Origin of the sequence: Marinobacter litoralis, assembly GCF_003336705.1 — a bacterium.
In the GTDB taxonomy this organism is placed as follows: Bacteria; Pseudomonadota; Gammaproteobacteria; order Pseudomonadales; family Oleiphilaceae; genus Marinobacter; species Marinobacter litoralis.
On record NZ_QMDL01000001.1, the window covers coordinates 446950 to 465429 of the forward strand.

The 18480-nt window shown below is 52.8% G+C and carries 15 protein-coding genes; 9 read left to right on the forward strand and 6 right to left on the reverse strand.

The window, feature by feature from the left end; genetic code table 11:
- The first annotated feature begins 26 nt into the window (after positions 1–26).
- Together rmuC and DOQ08_RS02030 are read left to right on the forward strand one after the other, a co-directional pair.
- Complete coding sequence (gene rmuC / locus DOQ08_RS02025; protein ID WP_227537451.1) at positions 27–1505, forward strand: DNA recombination protein RmuC; 1479 nt, start codon at positions 27–29, stop codon at positions 1503–1505.
- 1 nt (position 1506) lies between these two features.
- Positions 1507–2385, forward strand: coding sequence for a hypothetical protein (locus DOQ08_RS02030; RefSeq protein WP_114333235.1), 879 nt, complete (start codon positions 1507–1509; stop codon positions 2383–2385).
- Positions 2386–2389: 4 nt separating this feature from the next.
- Here the strand turns inward: DOQ08_RS02030 and DOQ08_RS02035 are convergent, their stop codons facing one another.
- On the reverse strand, positions 2390–3412 hold the full coding sequence (locus tag DOQ08_RS02035; RefSeq protein WP_114333236.1) for an AraC family transcriptional regulator: 1023 nt from the start codon (positions 3410–3412) through the stop codon (positions 2390–2392).
- Between the two features lie 187 nt (positions 3413–3599).
- Between DOQ08_RS02035 and DOQ08_RS02040 the strand changes: the two genes are divergently transcribed.
- Complete coding sequence (locus DOQ08_RS02040; protein ID WP_114333237.1) at positions 3600–4658, forward strand: CaiB/BaiF CoA transferase family protein; 1059 nt, start codon at positions 3600–3602, stop codon at positions 4656–4658.
- A 70-nt stretch (positions 4659–4728) separates the two neighbouring features.
- Here the strand turns inward: DOQ08_RS02040 and DOQ08_RS02045 are convergent, their stop codons facing one another.
- Positions 4729–7494 carry a dienelactone hydrolase family protein gene (locus DOQ08_RS02045; protein WP_114333238.1) on the reverse strand — a complete coding sequence of 922 codons (2766 nt, stop codon included), beginning with the start codon at positions 7492–7494 and terminating at the stop codon, positions 4729–4731.
- Positions 7495–7966: 472 nt separating this feature from the next.
- On the opposite strand from DOQ08_RS02045, the gene DOQ08_RS02050 reads away from it, so the two are divergent.
- Positions 7967–9481 carry a fumarate hydratase gene (locus DOQ08_RS02050; protein WP_114333239.1) on the forward strand — a complete coding sequence of 505 codons (1515 nt, stop codon included), beginning with the start codon at positions 7967–7969 and terminating at the stop codon, positions 9479–9481.
- Between the two features lie 42 nt (positions 9482–9523).
- Here DOQ08_RS02050 and DOQ08_RS02055 read toward each other — a convergent pair whose 3' ends face one another.
- Together DOQ08_RS02055 and DOQ08_RS02060 are read right to left on the reverse strand one after the other, a co-directional pair.
- Complete coding sequence (locus tag DOQ08_RS02055) at positions 9524–9847, reverse strand: MGMT family protein (protein ID WP_114333240.1); 324 nt, start codon at positions 9845–9847, stop codon at positions 9524–9526.
- A gap of 23 nt (positions 9848–9870) precedes the next feature.
- A complete protein-coding gene (locus DOQ08_RS02060) occupies positions 9871–10632 on the reverse strand; it encodes an SDR family oxidoreductase (RefSeq protein WP_114333241.1) in 762 nt (253 codons plus the stop codon).
- A gap of 129 nt (positions 10633–10761) precedes the next feature.
- Here DOQ08_RS02060 and DOQ08_RS02065 point away from each other — a divergent pair, with 129 nt between their 5' ends.
- The 4 genes from DOQ08_RS02065 to DOQ08_RS02080 all read left to right on the forward strand — a co-directional run bounded on the left by DOQ08_RS02065 (position 10762) and on the right by DOQ08_RS02080 (position 14475).
- Complete coding sequence (locus DOQ08_RS02065) at positions 10762–11271, forward strand: FxsA family protein (RefSeq protein ID WP_114333242.1); 510 nt, start codon at positions 10762–10764, stop codon at positions 11269–11271.
- A 196-nt stretch (positions 11272–11467) separates the two neighbouring features.
- Entirely contained in the window at positions 11468–11755 is a 288-nt protein-coding gene (gene groES, locus DOQ08_RS02070; protein WP_114333243.1) for a co-chaperone GroES, read from the forward strand.
- Between the two features lie 75 nt (positions 11756–11830).
- Positions 11831–13483: a chaperonin GroEL gene (gene groL / locus DOQ08_RS02075; RefSeq protein WP_114333244.1), complete on the forward strand. Its 1653-nt coding sequence runs from the start codon at positions 11831–11833 to the stop codon at positions 13481–13483.
- Between the two features lie 188 nt (positions 13484–13671).
- Positions 13672–14475: a MerR family transcriptional regulator gene (locus tag DOQ08_RS02080; protein WP_165823581.1), complete on the forward strand. Its 804-nt coding sequence runs from the start codon at positions 13672–13674 to the stop codon at positions 14473–14475.
- 8 nt (positions 14476–14483) lie between these two features.
- Here the strand turns inward: DOQ08_RS02080 and DOQ08_RS02085 are convergent, their stop codons facing one another.
- Positions 14484–15476 (reverse strand): metal-dependent hydrolase, encoded by a 993-nt coding sequence (locus DOQ08_RS02085; protein WP_206074760.1) that lies wholly within the window; start codon positions 15474–15476, stop codon positions 14484–14486.
- 19 nt (positions 15477–15495) lie between these two features.
- Positions 15496–17250 carry an SDR family oxidoreductase gene (locus DOQ08_RS02090; RefSeq protein ID WP_114333246.1) on the reverse strand — a complete coding sequence of 585 codons (1755 nt, stop codon included), beginning with the start codon at positions 17248–17250 and terminating at the stop codon, positions 15496–15498.
- Between the two features lie 331 nt (positions 17251–17581).
- Here DOQ08_RS02090 and DOQ08_RS02095 point away from each other — a divergent pair, with 331 nt between their 5' ends.
- A complete protein-coding gene (locus DOQ08_RS02095; protein WP_114333247.1) occupies positions 17582–18424 on the forward strand; it encodes an SDR family NAD(P)-dependent oxidoreductase in 843 nt (280 codons plus the stop codon).
- Positions 18425–18480: the final 56 nt, after the last annotated feature.

Here is an 18480-nt window from a genome sequence, read left to right on the forward strand (position 1 = left end):
TATGGCCGCCTGGATTCACCCGATGCATGTTGCAGGAGTTGCCGCCAGTGGTAGAGGGATTCGCTCAATTCAGTACAGCTAACCCAGCGATGATATTGGGAGGAGTTGCGGTTCTGCTGGGCGCTTGCTGCGGCCTGCTTGGCCTGTTGGTGAACAGAACCTCCCGGTTGAATGCGGCTCACCAAGCACAAGCGCTCCATGAGCAGACGGTTCAGTATCTGGAAGCGGCCATCGCGGAAAAGCAGGAGCGTGCAGATAAACTGGAGCGCGCCGTAGAAAGCTGGCGGGATCAGGTTGCGGCTCTGAAGGCTGATCTGCGTGAACAACAGGTTACGCTGGACAAAGAACGCCGGGCCGCCAACGAAAAACTGGAACTGTTGGAAAAGAACCGGGACAGTCTCAAGCAGGAATTCGAAAATCTGGCGAACCGGATCTTCGACCAGAAAAGCGAGCGCTTCAGTCAGCAATCGAAAACCAGTTTGGACTCTTTGCTGAATCCGTTCCGGGATCAGCTTCAGGATTTCCGCAAGCGGGTGGAAGATGTTTACACCACCGAAACCCGAGATCGCCAAGCCCTGCGCAGCGAAATCAAATCACTGCAGGATCTGAACCGGCAGATTACCGAAGAAGCCGCTAATCTGACTAAAGCGCTGAAAGGCGATAAAAAGGTGCAGGGTAACTGGGGCGAATTGATCCTCGAGCGGGTGCTGGAACGTTCTGGCTTGCGCAAAGGTATCGAGTACGAAACCCAGGGCAGCTATAGAGATAACGATAATCAGCTGTTGCGTCCGGATGTCATCGTGCATCTGCCAGATCAGCGTAACCTGGTGGTTGATTCAAAGGTGTCTCTGGTGGCCTACCAGGAGTGGGTGATTGCCGAGGATGATGAAGCTCGAGAGCATGCTCTGAAGCAACACGTTGAAGCGGTCAGGAATCATATTCGCACCCTGAGCGAGAAGGATTACAGCCAGCTCAATGGATTGCATTCGCCTGATTTCGTGCTTCTGTTCATGCCCATCGAGCCGGCCTTTGTGGCCGCTTTTCAGCAAGATGATAACTTGTTCGCTGAAGCATTCGAGAGAAAGATTATTGTGGTAACGCCAACCACGCTGTTGGCGACCTTGCGCACGATTGAAAATATCTGGCGTTATGAGCGGCAAAGCCAGAATGCGCGCCGCATTGCCGAACGCGCGGGCGCTGTGTACGACAAGCTTAGAGTCTTCGTGGAGGCCATGGAAAGGCTTGGTAGCCAACTGCATACGGCACAGGGTACGTATGATAATGCGATGAATACCCTGACCCGAGGCCGTGGTAATCTAATCTCGCAGGCTAACCGGTTTGTGGAGTTGGGTGTTCGGGTGAAAAAGGAACTGCCGAAAAGTATTGTGGAGCAAGCCGAAGTCGATACTGACGATGCCGAGCGTGTGGAAGAACCCGAATCGCGCCGTGAACCAGAGTCAGCAGACCTGTATTCAAGCGACACCGAGAGTCATCAGGAGCAGTAGTATGTTGTTAACACGAAAGCGGTGTACGCCGGTGGCCCGTTCATGGCTTGCTGGATTGGTGTTGTCTTCAACGTTATTGTGCACGGGGCAAGCGCAGGCACTGGAGCCGGAGCACGAAGTACGCAGGCTTATGCTGGCCACAGAAGAGGCCGTCAGCGCAGAGCGATGGAGTGAGGCGGGTGAATACCTGAACCGTCTTCAGACCATGAAAGCCGAAAAGCCCGCGGAATACCTGTATTACCGTGGCCGAGCCATGTTGCAAGCCAAACACTTCAATGAAGCGCGCTCTGCGCTTGAAGGGTACGTTAGCCGGGTCGGAGCGGAAGGTAAGCACTATCAACAGTCGCTGACATTGATTACGGATATTGAAAAGCAAAGCAAAGCCAGTGCCCGTGCGTTGGTTGAAGGTAAAGTGAACGCCCGAGAGCCAGTGGCAGTGATTGAACCTGCCGGTGGTGAAAACCTGGACACCTTGCGTAAGTTGTATCTGGCCAAAACCGACCGGGAAGCACTGACCATTCACCTGAATGCCTTGTTGGATGCTAACGGGTGGCGCAAAGACAAAGCCGTTGTGCGTTTGGACCGGCCGGCGGATATTCAATATCGTGTGACGATTAATGGCAGTGAACTCACAATCCAGCAGGTACGGCGGGAAATCGACGGTACTCTGGTGCGAAAAACCAGCCCGCTACCGGTTTACGGTGTGAATCCTCAACCTCGCTGGGACTGCCAGGCTGTGGTTGGCGCTTGCTGGATATACGATCCTCGGGACGGTTCGCGATTGTTCCAGCTTGCACCTAATCAATCGAAGGTGAGTGAAATTGCCCAAACCTTGGGGCGCCTCATTCGCAACCTTCAGCAGGGTAGTGCCGGCAACTGACCGCTTAGGTCATAGCCAGATTGCCCCGTTCGCCATCACGCCAGGCGCCCGGGGTAACACCCGTCCACTTCTTGAATGCACGGTGAAAGGTGGACGGTTCGGTAAAGCCCACCCGCTCGGCAATGTCGTTGATCGGCAAGTCTTGATGGCTCAGGTAATAGATGGCCATATCCCTTCGCAGTAAATCTTTAATCTCCTGAAACGACGTATTTTCCTGCTTCAATCGACGTCTCAAGGTCTGTGGGCTGGTGTGCAGTTCTTGGGCTATCCAGTCAAAATCCGGCATGGGTTTGGAAAAGTCCCGGCCAATCAAACCACGAATGCGGCCTGTCCAGGTGTTGCTTTCGTCAGGGCGGGATAACAAATCCGCCGGCGAAGTTTTCAGGAATTGGCGCATCTCGGGCTTGTCGCGAATCACCGGAGCCGACAGAAAGCGTTTGTTGAAGGTGAGGGCTGTGCAGTCTGATTCGAACGCCAGTGGGCAACGGAAGATGTGCCTTAATTCATCACCATGTTCAGGCTTTGGGTAATGGAATTCGGCTTTTTCCAACTCCACAGGTTGCCCGATCAGCCAACTCACCAGCCGGTGCCAGATCACCGGTAGGCTCTCCTGAAGGAAATGGTCCGGGTCGCAGTATTCACCTTCAATTATCGACACCAGCCGCGCACTGTTTTCGTGAACCTCAAGCTTCATGCCAGCCATGGGTTCGAATAGGCGGGAAAACTCGTACGTTTGCCGCAATACCTCTTCTAAAGTCTGGCAGTTGATGGCCAACTCACACATGGTCGCAAAGGTGCCTGTTCGGGCCCGCCTTGGCCCTAGGCCCATAAACTCGTCTCCGGTTCTGGTCCAGATCACTTGCATCAAACGGCTGAATTGGTCGTTGTTCACCCGGGCTTTTTCGATACGTAGAAGGTCTGGTGAAATCCCGGCTTCAAGCAACATCTCGCGAACATTGAAACCCAAGCGTTCCACGCCTGTGAGAGATGCTTCAACAAAGTGTTTGGAAACTGTAAGGGCAGACATAAACGAACCTTTTGTGAGACGCCATTCATCATAAGTACACCGTAAGACAATGCAACCGCTTGAATGACTGCAAAGATGGAAGATTTTGCCAATGGGATTGGCCAAAGGGGTAGTTGGCCGAGGCCGGAAAAACCGGCAGCATGAGATCATCGACTAATAACGACTAACAAAACGACAGGAGATTGCCGTGACAGCCCCGCTCAAAGAACTGAAAGTCCTCGATTTCAGCACGCTATTGCCTGGGCCCTACGCCACCATGATGTTGGCGGATATGGGCGCTGAAGTGCTTCGGGTAGAAGCGCCGGATAGAGTGGACTTGGTGAAAGTGATACCGCCGTTTGATGGCAAATTCAGCACAGCGTATTCCTACTTGGGGCGCGGAAAGCAAACCTTAGAACTTAACCTTAAGCAAGAAGGCAGCGCAGACAGGATTAAAGAGCTGGTAAAAGAGTACGACGTGGTGGTGGAGCAATTCCGCCCCGGTGTAATGGACCGACTCGGAATCGGTTACGAAACTCTCAAGGCGATTAATCCCAAGTTGATCTATTGCGCTATTACCGGCTACGGCCAAACCGGCCCCTACAAAGACCGCGCCGGCCACGACATCAACTACCTTGCCATCTCTGGTGTCGCCAGCCACTGTGGTCGAGCCGACAGCGGGCCACCGCCTATGGGTATTCAGATCGCCGACGTGGCTGGCGGCTCCCACCACGCGGTGATGGGCATTCTGGCAGCCGTTATCCGCCGCCAGCAGACCGGTGAGGGCGCTTTCGTGGATATCAGCATGACGGATGCCGCCTTCGCCATGAACGCCATGGCGGGCGCCGCAGCCATAGCAGGCGGCCAGACCCAGAAGCCTGAGAGTGGCATGCTCAATGGCGGCACCTTCTACGACTACTACCAGACCAGTGATGGCCGTTGGTTATCTGTGGGAAGCCTGGAGCCACAATTCTCGGCGCGCTTGTGCGATGCCCTGGAAATCCCCGAGATGAAGAGTTTTGCTCTTAGCCAGAACCCGGAACAGCAGCAGGCATTAAAGAAAGCCATAAAGCAAAAAGTAGCTGAAAAAACCTTTGCGGAATGGCGCGAGATTTTTGCTGAGGTGGATGCTTGTGTGGAGCCCGTGCTGACGATTGAGGAGGCGGCGGAGCATCCTCAGATGGTCGCACGTGGAATGGTTGTTGAGAAAGATCGGGGGGATGGTGTGGGGCAGAGGCAGATGGGGCTGGCTATAAGGTACGCTTAATCGTACTACCTAAAAGCGACAAAAAAGGAGGGTTACCCCTCCTTTTTTGTCTTTAACGTTACATTTACAGTTATTGCGGCCCTTGGTCCTGTTGTTGAGCTTGCGTTCCGAAGAACGTGATCACATCATTTGCGATTTCCGCAAATGCACTCAGTGGCTGAGCCGTCACCACCGTTGAGTGGTTGCCCGAAGCAAGGCGCTTCACTTCAACCGTTTGCCCTGACGTTGCGCCTGAATCTTCTAGCGCGTAGATCAGTGGCTCGGTTCCCGCAAGTGGGGCAGGTTTCGCAAGGCCGAGTGGCGCTGTGTAGCCTTCAATGCTATTGAGTGCTTCGCCGTATGATTTATCCGCGGCAACAGGGACTGTCTGATCCTTAGTTTTGATGTCGGTACCATTGCCGTACACTTCATTTATGTATACGGGAGTGGTGGAAGCTAGAGATGCAGCAAAGTTAAGCGGTTCTGCGCTATCTATAGATGCTTGGGCTACATTGAGGAATAGCTCGAGTTCTCGGCTGCCCTGAGTAAGGCCAGCTTTCGCTAGTTGGCCTAAGACAGTCGGGCTGATGCTTGGTGAGTTCTCTAACAGCTTGGCAACCCCGGCTCCCGGTGTGATTAGAGCTGCTGCTGTGATTTCGTTGATACTAGTATTACCAAGAGTTTCAACTTGCGCCGCTCCATTTGCGACGGAAACAAAGGTTGTGCCAACAATGCCACCTAGAGAGTGTCCGGCGAAGAATAGCTTGCTGTCGCCTCCTACGTCGATGTCGTCTCCGGCGGTGCCGTTATCATCAAGATCGAGGCCATTTAGGCTAGGAAGGCTGGCATTAAGATTGAGCAGGTCGACCACCGCTTGGCGTAGGTTGTCCCTAGCAACGGGTAAATTGCTGAGATTTAGGAAAAACTGACCTGATGAGCCGACGGCTTGGTCTGCATCGAGGGAGTACGTCATGCGTACAGGCGTACCATTCTTCTGGCCCCAGCCGAAGTGTCTTTCGTTGACCGGAAGCGGACTGTCTACGATCTTACCCGTGCTAGGGTCTAGAGCTTTATCAGCACCAAATGCGAGAGATGGGTCGACACCGCCAGTAGCTAGTGTTGGCGCAATGCCATGGTGTGGCAGGTCCATTGCTACAGTTACGAAACAGTTGTCTGCCAGTTGGTTGCCAAGAGCTAGGCTATGAGAGCGGTTTCCAAAAATACCGTGCTGGTAAATTACAACGTTCCACGGTTTGGCGGCTTCGCACTTATTCTCATCTGGCACAGAAAGCATTAATGGGACACTTACGTCTCCCTGCTTTTCAGCAAAGGGGTACTTATATGTCACTTTGTCCGAGGGGGGGGTTGCGCCGGTAGAGTCGATTTCATCGCCAAGCTTGCTCGACGCGACCCATGGGGCGTTGATAGCTTCAGGGTTGGATTCTGTTGGGATGCTTAGATAGTAAGGCAGTGTAATACCCCCTACTAGGATATCTGTGGGCTTAGCACTTTGCCCCAGTGCTGCTTGTGCAGGTATGCGCCCAGGGAACACTGAAATGGTGCTTGGTGCTGGGCTGCTAACTCCTAGACTCGGTAAGTTGAGTTGCGCTGCAGTCCCGGCTGCAATTTGTGCTAGTGATGGACTTGCCGCTTCAGCTTGTCCAACTGCCGTTTCTGCTGCAGTCTTAAGGCGGGTGTACTGTTCAGTTGGAGAAAGCTCGCTCCAGCTGTCCAAATTGCTAACCAACGTCTGCAATATTGCGCCTTGGCGAGTTTGTGTTAGCCCGTTCCGGTAAAAGAATTGTGCTGGTGCTGCAGCGGTTTCCAGAACGTCAGTGGTTCCGCCAGTTGTAAAAGTTAATGCTAGAGAAATGCTGTCATTGCCAAGTGCAGGGAGGCCAACCTGCTTGCGCACGGTGTTCGTTACATTCTCAAAATAACCGCCTGCCAGTTGTTCCCAGCTGTTGATAGCAGGAATTAGCGGAGCGAGCTGCTGACTGATCAGATCAGCTGGGCTTTCGGCCGTAGAAATGTTGTTGTATACCGGGTCGTTAATGAGCGGGTCTCCGTCATAGTCAACAATCTCGTTAGTGACAACAACCAGATATTTCTTTTTGGGATCTAGAGGCTGAAGAGGTGTAATTCTCAGTGCATTGTCGGTTCCGCCGTCGAGGCTAATAACCTCTACGCGATACTCCATCGCTTTCTCTTGCAGTTGTTTGCCGATGTCCATGAGTTGGGCGCCGAGTGTAGGCTTGGCGGCGTCCGGAGTATCGGGATTGGCAAGTGCTGCTTTCAACTCCTGAGCTGTCTTCAGCAAAATTCCTAGATCAAAAGTTGGGGTTTCTCCGGGAAGAATCACGCCTTCCGGCAGAGTGATGCCGTTCGCATCTGCGAGCTTCATGTAATGATCTGAGTTATTCAGAAGTGCATCGCCACCAGGGAAGTCTAACCCTAAGAGAAAAACGTTCTGCGTCGGATTAGGGATAAGGCTTCCATCTTGTTCAATAAGAACTCGGCCGTCCACTGAGTCTTTTTTGATGGTCCCAGACAGCTTGATATCGAACTGAGCGACTGTCGAAGCGCCGTCTAGAGCGTCTAAACCGATCGTAACAGCGTTATCGCTAGATCCCGCCATGGTGCCGTCGGCTGCAAGTTCTTGAGCGAAGAGAATGTCGTTAGGTGTTGGAAGTTGCTTAGTCGCGGGATTAAAAATCGGCCAAGTCTTCCCGTCAATAGAAGAATCTTTGTATTTCGGGCTCGGGTTAGCGTTTTTGTCATTGCTGCCACTGTCAAAGCAGCCCGTTAACCCTAGGGTAGAAGCCACGGCAAGACTTATTAGAGTTTTCTTGAACATGGGTGGAACCTTTTCCTGTTGTTGTATCGTTATATCCGGCTTAGACGGAACCGGTCGGCCCCTGAATTCCGCTCTTTTGCCTGTTCTGCTTATTTGTCTGAAATCCTAGCCAGCGCGTTAAGCCAATTTCTGTAGCATCGACTATAGCGACACCTTGGCAAGTGTTGATCAGCCAAAAGTGTGATTCTGCGTTGCAACTCCTTCCTCGCACAGTTGGAGTAGCCTCTTTGAAAAATAGAGCCCCTTTAAGGGTTTGTCGAGTTAAGGGGCGCTGCAGTTGCGGGATTTAACAAATTGTTTCGAAAATGCCCAGAATGTTCCATAAATTCTCGCTAGCAAGGTCATAGATTGTTTCGCCTTCTGTCGCATCCCTCGCGTGTCGAAATTTCTGGTAAACTCTCGCTTCCTTTATAAGCAGGGCCACTTTGGCGGTTCTGCGCACTTCCATAATCAGAAAGCTGATGAGGCGACTATGACCACCGTAATCCGCCAGGACGACCTGATCGAAAGCGTAGCTGACGCGCTGCAGTTTATTTCCTATTACCACCCGAAGGATTTCATTCAGGGCGTGTACGAGGCCTACAAGAGGGAAGAGTCTCAGGCGGCGAAAGACGCCATGGCCCAGATTCTGATCAACTCCCGTATGTGTGCCCAAGGCCACCGCCCGATCTGTCAGGACACCGGTATCGTGACCGTGTTCGTGAACATCGGTATGGATGTGAAGTTCGAGTGCGACATGGCGCTGGACGACGTAATCAACGAAGGTGTTCGCCGCGCCTACACCCATCCGGACAACGTACTGCGTGCATCCGTATTGGCTGATCCGGACGGCAAGCGCCAGAACACCAAAGACAACACCCCCGCCATCATTCACTACAAGATGGTTCCGGGTAACACCGTCGAAGTTCACGTGGCAGCGAAAGGCGGCGGTTCTGAGGCCAAGTCCAAGTTTGCCATGCTGAACCCGTCTGACTCGGTTGTAGAGTGGGTTCTGAAAATGATTCCGCAGATGGGTGCTGGCTGGTGTCCGCCTGGCATGCTGGGTATTGGTATTGGTGGTACCGCTGAAAAGGCCATGGAACTGGCGAAAGAATCTCTGCTGGACCCCATCGACATTCACGAGCTGCAAGAGCGCGGTGCCTCTAACCGTGCCGAAGAGCTGCGTCTTGAGTTGTTCGAGAAAGTGAACGATTTGGGTATTGGTGCTCAGGGCCTGGGTGGTTTGACCACGGTTCTGGATGTGAAGGTAAAAGATTACCCGACTCACGCCGCCAACAAGCCGGTAGCAATCATTCCGAACTGTGCGGCGACTCGTCACGCGCACTTCACGCTGGATGGCACTGGCCCGTCTCTGCAAACGCCGCCGAGCCTGGACGACTGGCCGGAAATTACCTGGGAAGTGGGTGAGAACGTTCGCCGCGTGAACCTGGATACCGTTACGCCGGAAGACGTAAAAGACTGGCAGCCGGGTGAAACGGTTCTGCTGTCTGGCAAGATGCTGACCGGCCGTGATGCCGCGCACAAGAAGATGGTTGATATGATCGAGCGCGGTGAAGAGCTGCCGGTGGATCTGAAAGGCCGCTTCATCTATTACGTTGGCCCGGTTGATCCTGTGGGCGAAGAAGTGGTTGGCCCGGCTGGCCCCACCACCGCCACCCGTATGGACAAGTTCACTGACACCATGCTGGAGAAAACCGGTTTGACCGGAATGATCGGTAAAGCCGAACGCGGACAGGTTGCCATCGACGCTATCAAGAAGCACGGTGCGGTGTATCTGATGGCTGTGGGTGGTGCGGCTTATCTCGTTTCCAAAGCTATCAAGGGTGCTGAAGTGGTGGCCTTCGAAGAGTTGGGAATGGAAGCGATCTACGAGTTTGAAGTGGAAGACATGCCGGTAACCGTGGCAGTCGATTCTCGTGGTAGCTCTGTGCACCAGACCGGCCCGGTCGAGTGGCAAGAGAAGATTATCGCAGCCAAGGCTGTGTAATCTGAGTTTTCTGCTTTAATCAGTGCGGCCCTGAGCGATGGTTCAGGGTTGCCACTGAAACCTTTTCATAGACACCTTTCCTTTGTTTACTTCTACCCCTTCCAATCGCAGCTTTTCAGTTTGCAGTTGACGGGTTTCGGTACCTTCAGGAAAAGCAATTTGGCCGTTGCTCCGGAGTACTCGGTGCCAGGGGATGCTGTGGCCGGCGGGCAATTTGCCCAGTGCCTGGCCAACAAAGCGGGCTTGGCGACCAAGGCCCGCCATCGCGGCAACCTGACCGTAGCTGGCCACGTTCCCCGGAGGGATTGCGGCCACTACCTGCCAGATTTTTTGTTCTTTGGTGGGTTCGTTTTCAAACTCGTCCACGTAGAACTCCGCTGTTTCGCAGACTAGAGGCGAAGTGCGCCGTCTACTTCGATCATACGACCAGACACATAATCGTTCTCGAAGATGAACGCGGCAGCTGAAGCGATTTCTTCAGGCTTGCCCATACGCTTGAGCGGGATGCCTGCGGTCATTTTTTCCAGTGCTTCCGGCTTCATGGAGGCGGTCATTTCGGTTTCGATGAAACCTGGCGCGATGCCCATGCAGCGAATGCCGTAACGAGCCAGCTCTTTCGCCCAAACCGGGACCAGTGCAGACACGCCGGCTTTGGCGGCAGAGTAGTTGCTCTGACCCATGTTGCCCGCACGAGAAATAGAGGCGATGTTGATGATCGCGCCTTTGTCGCCGTTTTCGATCATACGGGTAGCGGCTTCACGGCCACACAGGAAAACGCCGGTGAGGTTGACGTCGATAACCGACTGCCACTGGCTCAGCTCCATACGCTTCTCAAGCTTGCCGTCTTTGTATTTAACCATCAGGCCGTCGCGCAGGATGCCGGCGTTGTTGATCAGGCCGTTGAGCTGGCCGAAGTCGTCAACGATCGCTTTAAATGTATTCTCAACATCTTCTTCTTTGGCCACGTTGCAGACGTAGGCTTTGGCTTCAACGCCGGCTGCTTTGCAGGCTTCAACCGATTCGGCCAGCTTGTCTTCCATCAGGTCGATCAGCGCCAGTTTGGCGCCTTTTGCCGCCAGGTATTCGGCCATTGCACGGCCCAGGCCCTGGCCGCCGCCGGTAATTGCGATTACGGAGTCTTGAAGTTTCATAGTTTGCCCTTAGTTAGTTTCTCAGTGATGGTAAGAATTAACTGTGTGCCCGTGGCTTTGAGTCATTATTTGTATGGCGCGGAGTATACCAGACGTTGCCGAACACACATTCACGATCTCGAGGCCAATATGCCGGTTTTTCTGTTTCTTTTTATTGTTATGCCCGTTGCCGAACTGGTGGTGCTCATCAAAGTAGGGGGCATGATTGGTGCTCTAAATACCATTGCGTTGGTATTTTTAACGGCCATTATTGGTGCCTGGCTGCTCCGTAAGCAGGGCCTGCAGACCTTGTTGAGGGCGAACCAGCGTCTCAATAGCGGTGAGCTGCCGGCGAAAGAAGTAGCGGAAGGTCTGATTTTGGCGGTGGGCGGTGCCATGCTGCTTACGCCGGGCTTTATTACCGATGCCTTTGGCTTCTTTTGCTTGCTGCCGGGAACACGGCACTGGCTCGCCGGTCAGGCGATGAAGCGGATGGTGGTTGCAGGGCAAAGCCGAAGCTTTCATTTTCAGGCTGGCGGTTTTGGTTCGGGGCCCTTCGGGCCGCAGCGTCCATTCGATCGTGATGCCGGCGGCGACATCATCGAAGGCGAGTATCAGGACCAGACGGAATCTGACCGGGACAGGCTGGAAAAAAAGTAAAAATTTTTCGTTGGGGGTGTTGAAAACGTTTCAGGCAGCCCCATTTAAGTTGCACAGATTCGCCGCGGGTCGAAAAGCTCTGACTATCAGATGTTTGGAGACCGGGCAGTTTGTCAGGTTGGGGTGTCCCGACCAGACATTTTTTAACAAGCAATTGTCATTGCCACATTAATCTGACTATTGGAGAAACCGAGCAATGAAGATTCGTCCGCTACACGACCGTGTTGTTGTGCGCCGTAAGGAAGAAGAAGAGAAAACTGCAGGTGGCATCGTGCTGCCGGGTAACGCGAAAGAGAAGCCGTCTCAGGGTGAAGTAATCGCTGTGGGCAACGGCCGCATTCTCGAAAATGGCGAAACTCGTTCATTGGCAGTCAAAGTGGGTGACACCGTTGTTTTCGGCCAGTACGCCGGCAATACCGTGAAGGTAGACGGTGAAGAGCTGCTCATCATGAGCGAGAACGATATCTACGGCGTGCTTGAGTGATCGCCTAAGCGATACGCACGAACGAACATTTATCCGATCGATCAAATTTCGGTTTAACGAACAGGAATTAGAGACATGGCAGCAAAAGAAGTTCAGTTTGGTGATAGCGCCCGCAAGCGCATGGTAAAAGGTGTAAACATTCTGGCTGACGCCGTGAAGGTTACCCTGGGCCCCAAAGGCCGTAACGTGGTTCTGGAAAAGTCTTTCGGTGCTCCGACCGTAACCAAAGACGGTGTATCTGTTGCGAAAGAGATCGAGCTGAAAGACAAGTTCGAGAACATGGGCGCGCAGATGGTTAAGGAAGTTGCTTCCCAGGCCAACGAAACTGCCGGTGACGGTACCACTACTGCAACCGTTCTGGCTCAGGCAATTGTTAGCGAAGGCATCAAAGCCGTCACTGCTGGCATGAACCCGATGGACCTGAAGCGCGGCATCGACAAGGCGACTGCTGAAGCCGTTAAAGCGATCCGTGAAATGGCGACTCCTTGCGACGACAGCCGCAACATCGCTCAGGTAGGTACCATCTCTGCCAACGGCGACGAAACGATCGGCCGTATCATTGCAGACGCAATGGAGCGTGTTGGTAAAGAAGGCGTGATCACCGTTGAAGAGGGCCGTGGTCTGGAAGACGAGCTGGACGTGGTTGAAGGTATGCAGTTCGACCGTGGTTTCCTGAGCCCGTACTTCATCAACAACCAGGACAACATGTCTGCAGAGCTGGACGACCCGTTTATCCTGTTGGTAGACAAGAAGATCTCCAACATCCGCGAACTGCTGCCAGTACTGGAAGCTGTTGCGAAAGCGGGTAAGCCGCTGCAAATCATCGCCGAAGATATCGAAGGCGAAGCGTTGGCCACTCTGGTAGTGAACAACATGCGCGGTATCGTGAAAGTGAACGCGGTTAAAGCGCCTGGCTTTGGTGACCGTCGTAAGGAAATGCTGCAGGACATCGCTATTCTGACTGGCGGTACTGTGATTTCCGAAGAAGTGGGTCTGACTCTTGAGAACACCACTTTGGATGACCTCGGCACCGCTAAGCGTGTGAACGTCACTAAAGAGAACACCACCATCATCGATGGCGCTGGTGCTCAGGCTGACATCGAAGCCCGTGTTGAGCAGATCCGTAAGCAGATCGAAGACAGCTCTTCCGATTACGACAAAGAGAAGCTGCAAGAGCGCGTAGCCAAGCTGGCTGGCGGTGTTGCGGTTATCAAGATCGGTGCTGGCTCTGAAGTTGAAATGAAAGAGAAGAAAGCCCGTGTTGAAGACGCACTGCACTCGACCCGCGCTGCCGTTGAAGAAGGCATCGTTGCAGGTGGTGGTGTCACTCTGATTCGCGCTATCGCAGCTCTGGATAACGTTGACGCGATCAACGAAGAGCAGAAAGCCGGTGTGAACATTCTGCGCCGCGCTATGGAAGCGCCTCTGCGTCAGATTGTATTCAACGCAGGCGGTGAATCTTCTGTAGTGGTTGCGAAGGTTCGTGAAGGTGACAAGGCCTTCGGTTACAACGCAGCAACTGAAGAATACGGCGACATGCTGGAAATGGGTATTCTTGACCCAGCTAAAGTTACCCGTTCTTCCTTGCAGGCTGCTGCATCTGTAGCGTCTTTGATCATCACCACTGAGGCGATGGTTGCTGACGAGCCGGCTGAAGAAGGTGCTGGCGGTGGTATGCCAGACATGGGCGGCATGGGTGGAATGGGTGGAATGGGCGGCATGATGTAAGCATCATGTAACTCATTCGCTCGCGTCCATCGCGTTCGAAAACCCCGAAGGTCTCTGGCTTTCGGGGTTTTTTGTTGGCGGGCCAGAACTCCGCCGAGGTCATAGTAGACGCGTTACCGCGTACTAAAGGATCGATAACCTCAGGGATGTTAGTTGCCAAGGAACATGCCTGTTATATAATGCGGGCTATGAATAATCCCACCAGCAATCGTCGCGGACGAAAAACGAGCAAAAGCCAGTTGGCCGATGGCGAGTACACAATCGACGACCTCGCGCGCCGCTGCAGTACCACTGTGCGTAACATCCGAGCTTACCAAGACCGAGGGATTCTCGAGTCTCCTGAAAAGCGCGGGCGTTTGGGCGTTTACTTTGACTCGCATGCCGCTCGACTCGATATTATTAATAACCTGCTAGATCGTGGGTATTCCATTGATAATATCCGCGAGTTGCTCGCTGCATGGACCGACGGACGAAACCTAGAGGACATCTTGGGCTTGGAGAAAGCGATCGCGCTTGCTTTTTCAACCGAAGCGCCCCGAGAGTATAGTCTTGCGGACCTCGTTAAAATGTTTGGTCTCAATAGTAGTAGCAAGAGCATGATAGATGAGGCGGTAAAGTTGGGCTTGATAGAGCGCAAGCGCACTAAGTTTGTCGCTCCGAGCCCGAGACTCATTGAAGCGGGTGCTCAGTTGATCAAGCTGGGGATGCCCTTTGAAGAAATACTTGATCTCTTACGTCTTTTACGAGGCAATGTGCAGCGTGCAGCCGACGGTTTGGTTAAAATTGCCGTGGCCCGCTTCGACGAATTTGGGGACGAGCTGCCGCCCTCTGAGACTATTCGCGAGCTTTCTCAATTGATCTGGCAGCTTCGCCCGCTCGCACATCAGACCATTCGGGCTGAAGCAGAGCTTGCTCTTAATCGCTCTCTACGCAATTTCTTAGGCGATCGCCTCTCGGCTGTAATAGAAAACATGCAAGAGGAGCAATCATGAGTCTGTCTTTACGTGGCAGATTCGGCGATGGCCTTTGCTTCAGGCTTCTGTGTGGCGAGATAGGCTGGTGAGCCGTTTAGATAATTCAAGGCCAGTTCTGTTGATCCTTCGTTAGAGGGGTTATAAAGCGGTGACAGAAAGGATAGTTCTTTCAGGGTCAGCCAGGTCAAACCTGGCAGATGGCCTGTTTTCGCAGTGCGAATCCATTCACGCCAAATCCACGGTCGGAAAATGCTGGGTCGTTTTTTGGCGAAGCGTGAGTCCTGTTTCATCAGATGTGCTGCACCGTCGACCCACAATCCGAAAATAAGAGGGAAGGTAATCAGCGCCAAATAGGAGCGAGATACGTAGCTGCCGCCAAGGTGCTGATATAAATCAAAGGCCACACAGCGGTGTTCGACCTCTTCAGCGCCATGCCACCGCAACAGATCGAGAAGCACCTCATCCGCACCGGCATTGTCCCACGCTTTGTTTTCTAGCGCGTACATGCCAAGAACGCACGTCATGTGTTCGATGGCTGCGACTAAACCTAAGCGAAATACCAGCCAGTTCCGTTCTAATCGTTTGGGAATTTTTTGTCCAAACGGGTTGTCGGCCAGAGCCACCTTGAACAGGCTATCCATGAAATCAGTATTTCGGGCCGTTTCTATGTTGTGGTTTTGCAAGTATTCCTCGACGGCACCGCCATGAGCGCGTGCATGCATGGCTTCCTGTCGGATAAAGGCTTTTACGTCCTCTCGGAGTTTCTCATCGGTGATGTGTGGAAGGGCCTTGTTAAAAAGCCGGCAAAACCAATATTCTCCAGCGGGTAGGATCATATTGATTTGATTAATGAAGTGGCTCGCAAACGGTTGCCCGGGAATCCATTCCAGCGGCGTGTCTGCCCAGTTGAATTCCACACGACGCGGAATAAGAGAATGCGGGCTTGAAGAGCCTTTTTTCTGCTTTTGGAGGCGCGGCCAGTTTGTCCTGCTGGCTTTTGAAACCGTCATTGTTGTCATTCTTAATCTCCTGTTGTTGTTAAGCGAGCTCTAGCTTTGCCAGCCAGCGGCTCAGTGACGGAGAGGCCCGCCCGATGAGGTTCAGGCCGTATGCTTCCGGGCCAACCAGCACCTCATCTTGGTCATTTATCAATGCCTTAATGATGCTGGAGGAGACGGCAGCGGGGCTGAGGTTTCGACGGGCATACAACTTCGATGCCCGGTTTCGGTCTTCGTTTTCAGCTTCGGAGCTTTTGCCCACAAATCGTGTCCGATCAGTAATTCCGCTGTTCACAATGCCCGGGCATACAGTGATGACTCTGACGCTGTGATGGGCAAGATCGGCTCGCATACAGTCAGAAAGCATGCGAACCGCGGCTTTGGTGGTGGAATAGGCGCTCATGGATCGGTTAGGTGAGAACGCTGCTGCAGACGAGACGTTGATAATAACGCCATCGTTTTGCGCTTCGGCCATTTGTTTTCCGAAGAGCTGAGAGCCGTAAATGACAGACCAGAGGTTCACATTGAGAATCCGTCTCCAGTCTGCGCGGCTGGTTTGCAAAAAGGGGCCTGCCATCCCGATGCCGGCATTGTTGATCAGAATATCGGGGACTTGTTCTTTTTTGGCTAGCTCGCGTGCGAGTTTATCCCAGCTACCGGCGATTCCTACGTCCATGGTATAGCTCGTTGCTCGAGCACCGAGAAGGCCTGCGAGTTCAGCGGTGCGCGCAGCGGCATCAGTGTCAATGTCGATTGCGATGACATCTGCGCCCGCTTTAGCGAGCTCGAGCAGTGTCTCTCGTCCAATGCCATTTCCTGCTCCGGTCACAACCGCCAGTTTACCGCTGAATACTTTTCGCGTTCCTTGAACGCGGTGGCGATCCAGTCCGGATGGGGCATCGCTATCGGCTGCGCCGGATTCAATGAAATCAACAAAGCGACAAAGACGATTCGCTACAACCTCCGGATGGCTAACCTGTATCCAGTGTCCGCCATTGATTTCTTCGCACCAAAGACGCGGAACCCACTTATGCAAGTCTTCAAATAGCATTGGGGTTACAAATTTGTCTCGTTTTGGAACAAGAAGTTGTACGGGAAGTTGTGTGGACTTCTCTTGTGGCGAGGTGATTCGCGGGATTACGTTGGCGCGGTACAGGTGAACTCCCATCGCGCCATCTTTCCGCTGACTGTCAAAAGGCGGGCATTCTTCAATACCTTCAACGTGCTGGAGCAAGCGAGGCCAAAGTTTATCCAATCCCGATTTCCATAACGTGGGGGCCAAAACGGGAAGGTGAAACGCAGCGATGTACCATGAGTGAGCAATTTGTTTGGCTATTTTGTTAATTTGGGCTGGTTTTCCGCTTTTTAGGCCTTGTTTTAACCAATGGCCAACGTGGTCCAGGCTGGGGCCTGAAATTGAGGTGTATGACTTTATGCGCTCTTGAAGGTTGGGGTGAGTGGCAAACTCCCAGCCTTGTATTGAGCCCCAGTCATGGCCAACAAGATGCACAGGCTTTTCGGGGCTAACTGCGCTGAGAACGGCACGAAAATCATCGGTTAGATGCTCCAGGGTATAGTTCTTGGTGCGGTGGGGGGCGTCGGATTTCCCCGCACCGCGAACATCGTACACGGCGACATGGAAGCGTTTAGCAAGCTCGCTTATTGTGGCGTCCCAAATATGGCTGCAATCGGGATAGCCGTGGACAAGTACGATGGTCGTATCGGCATTTCTGTTCCACTCGCGGACATGGAGGCGAAGCCCTTTGTTCTCGATGAATTGGCTGCTTTCGTTCATGCTTTGAACTCTTCATTTATTGATACATTGTAGAATGTAACAATAAGTGGTGGGTTGATCAATAGGCATGGGATTTTTAGATGGTTGCGGTAGGCATGGCGCGTAGCGCCTTGACGGGCGCTGTTCCGGTAAAGGTGGTGTTGGCCGGATGACTTGGGGGCAAGTCACTTGTAGGTAGAAGGCATGGTGTTTGACTAATTTAGTCACCATTCTATGTTACACTGTTCGATGTCTAAGATGTTGAGGTTTTCTTGTGAGGATGTGGGCCGCTCGATGTGCTTACGTCCCCCTCCAAAATCAGTCTAATTCATAATTATCGGAGATTTTCTCAATGAAAAGTTTGCAAAATAAAGTGGCGGCCGTCACTGGAGCGGCGTCTGGTATTGGACAAGCCCTTGCTATAGCCCTTGCCAAGGAAGGATGCCACCTCGCGTTGAGTGATGTGGACTCCGTCGGGTTGAAGAAAACGGTATCTGAGCTGAAACAGTTCGATGTCAAAGTGTGTCATGACGTACTGGATGTGTCTGATCATGCGGCGATGAAAAGGTGGGCCGACAACGTTGTTGATTATCACGGTAAGGTAAATCTGATTTTTAACAATGCCGGTGTGGCGATGGGTGGTACCGTTGAAGAAACCCCGTTGGAAGATTATGAATGGATCCTGAATATTAATTTGTGGGGCGTGATATATGGTACCAAGGCTTTCTTGCCCTATATAAAGTCGTCGGGTGAAGAAGGGCATGTGGTAAATATTTCAAGTGTGTTTGGCTTGTTCTCGCAGCCCACACAAAGCGCTTACAACACTTCAAAGTTTGCAGTGAGGGGATTTACGGAATCGCTTAGACAAGAGCTGGATCTGGAAAAAGGGAGGGTGTCAGCGAGCTGCGTCCATCCAGGCGGTATTAAAACCAACATCGCCAAAAATGCGCGAATGAACAAAAGCGTGGAGAGTATTGCCAAGCAAGCCAGCGCTGAGGAGATGCGCGATCAGTTCGAGAGTCTTTTCATAACCACGCCCGAGAAAGCGGCGTCAGTCATTTTGAACGGTGTAAAGAAGAACCAGCGCAGAATACTGATAGGGCCTGATGCCAAGCTGTTGGACGTTATGGCGAGAGCGTTACCGGCTTCGTATCAAGCCTTGGTGGAAAAGTCGCTGGCTTTCACCGCGAAATAGCAACGTTGAAGAAGAACGCGGAAAGTAGAGGTTACCGTCCGCGTTCCAGTATTTCA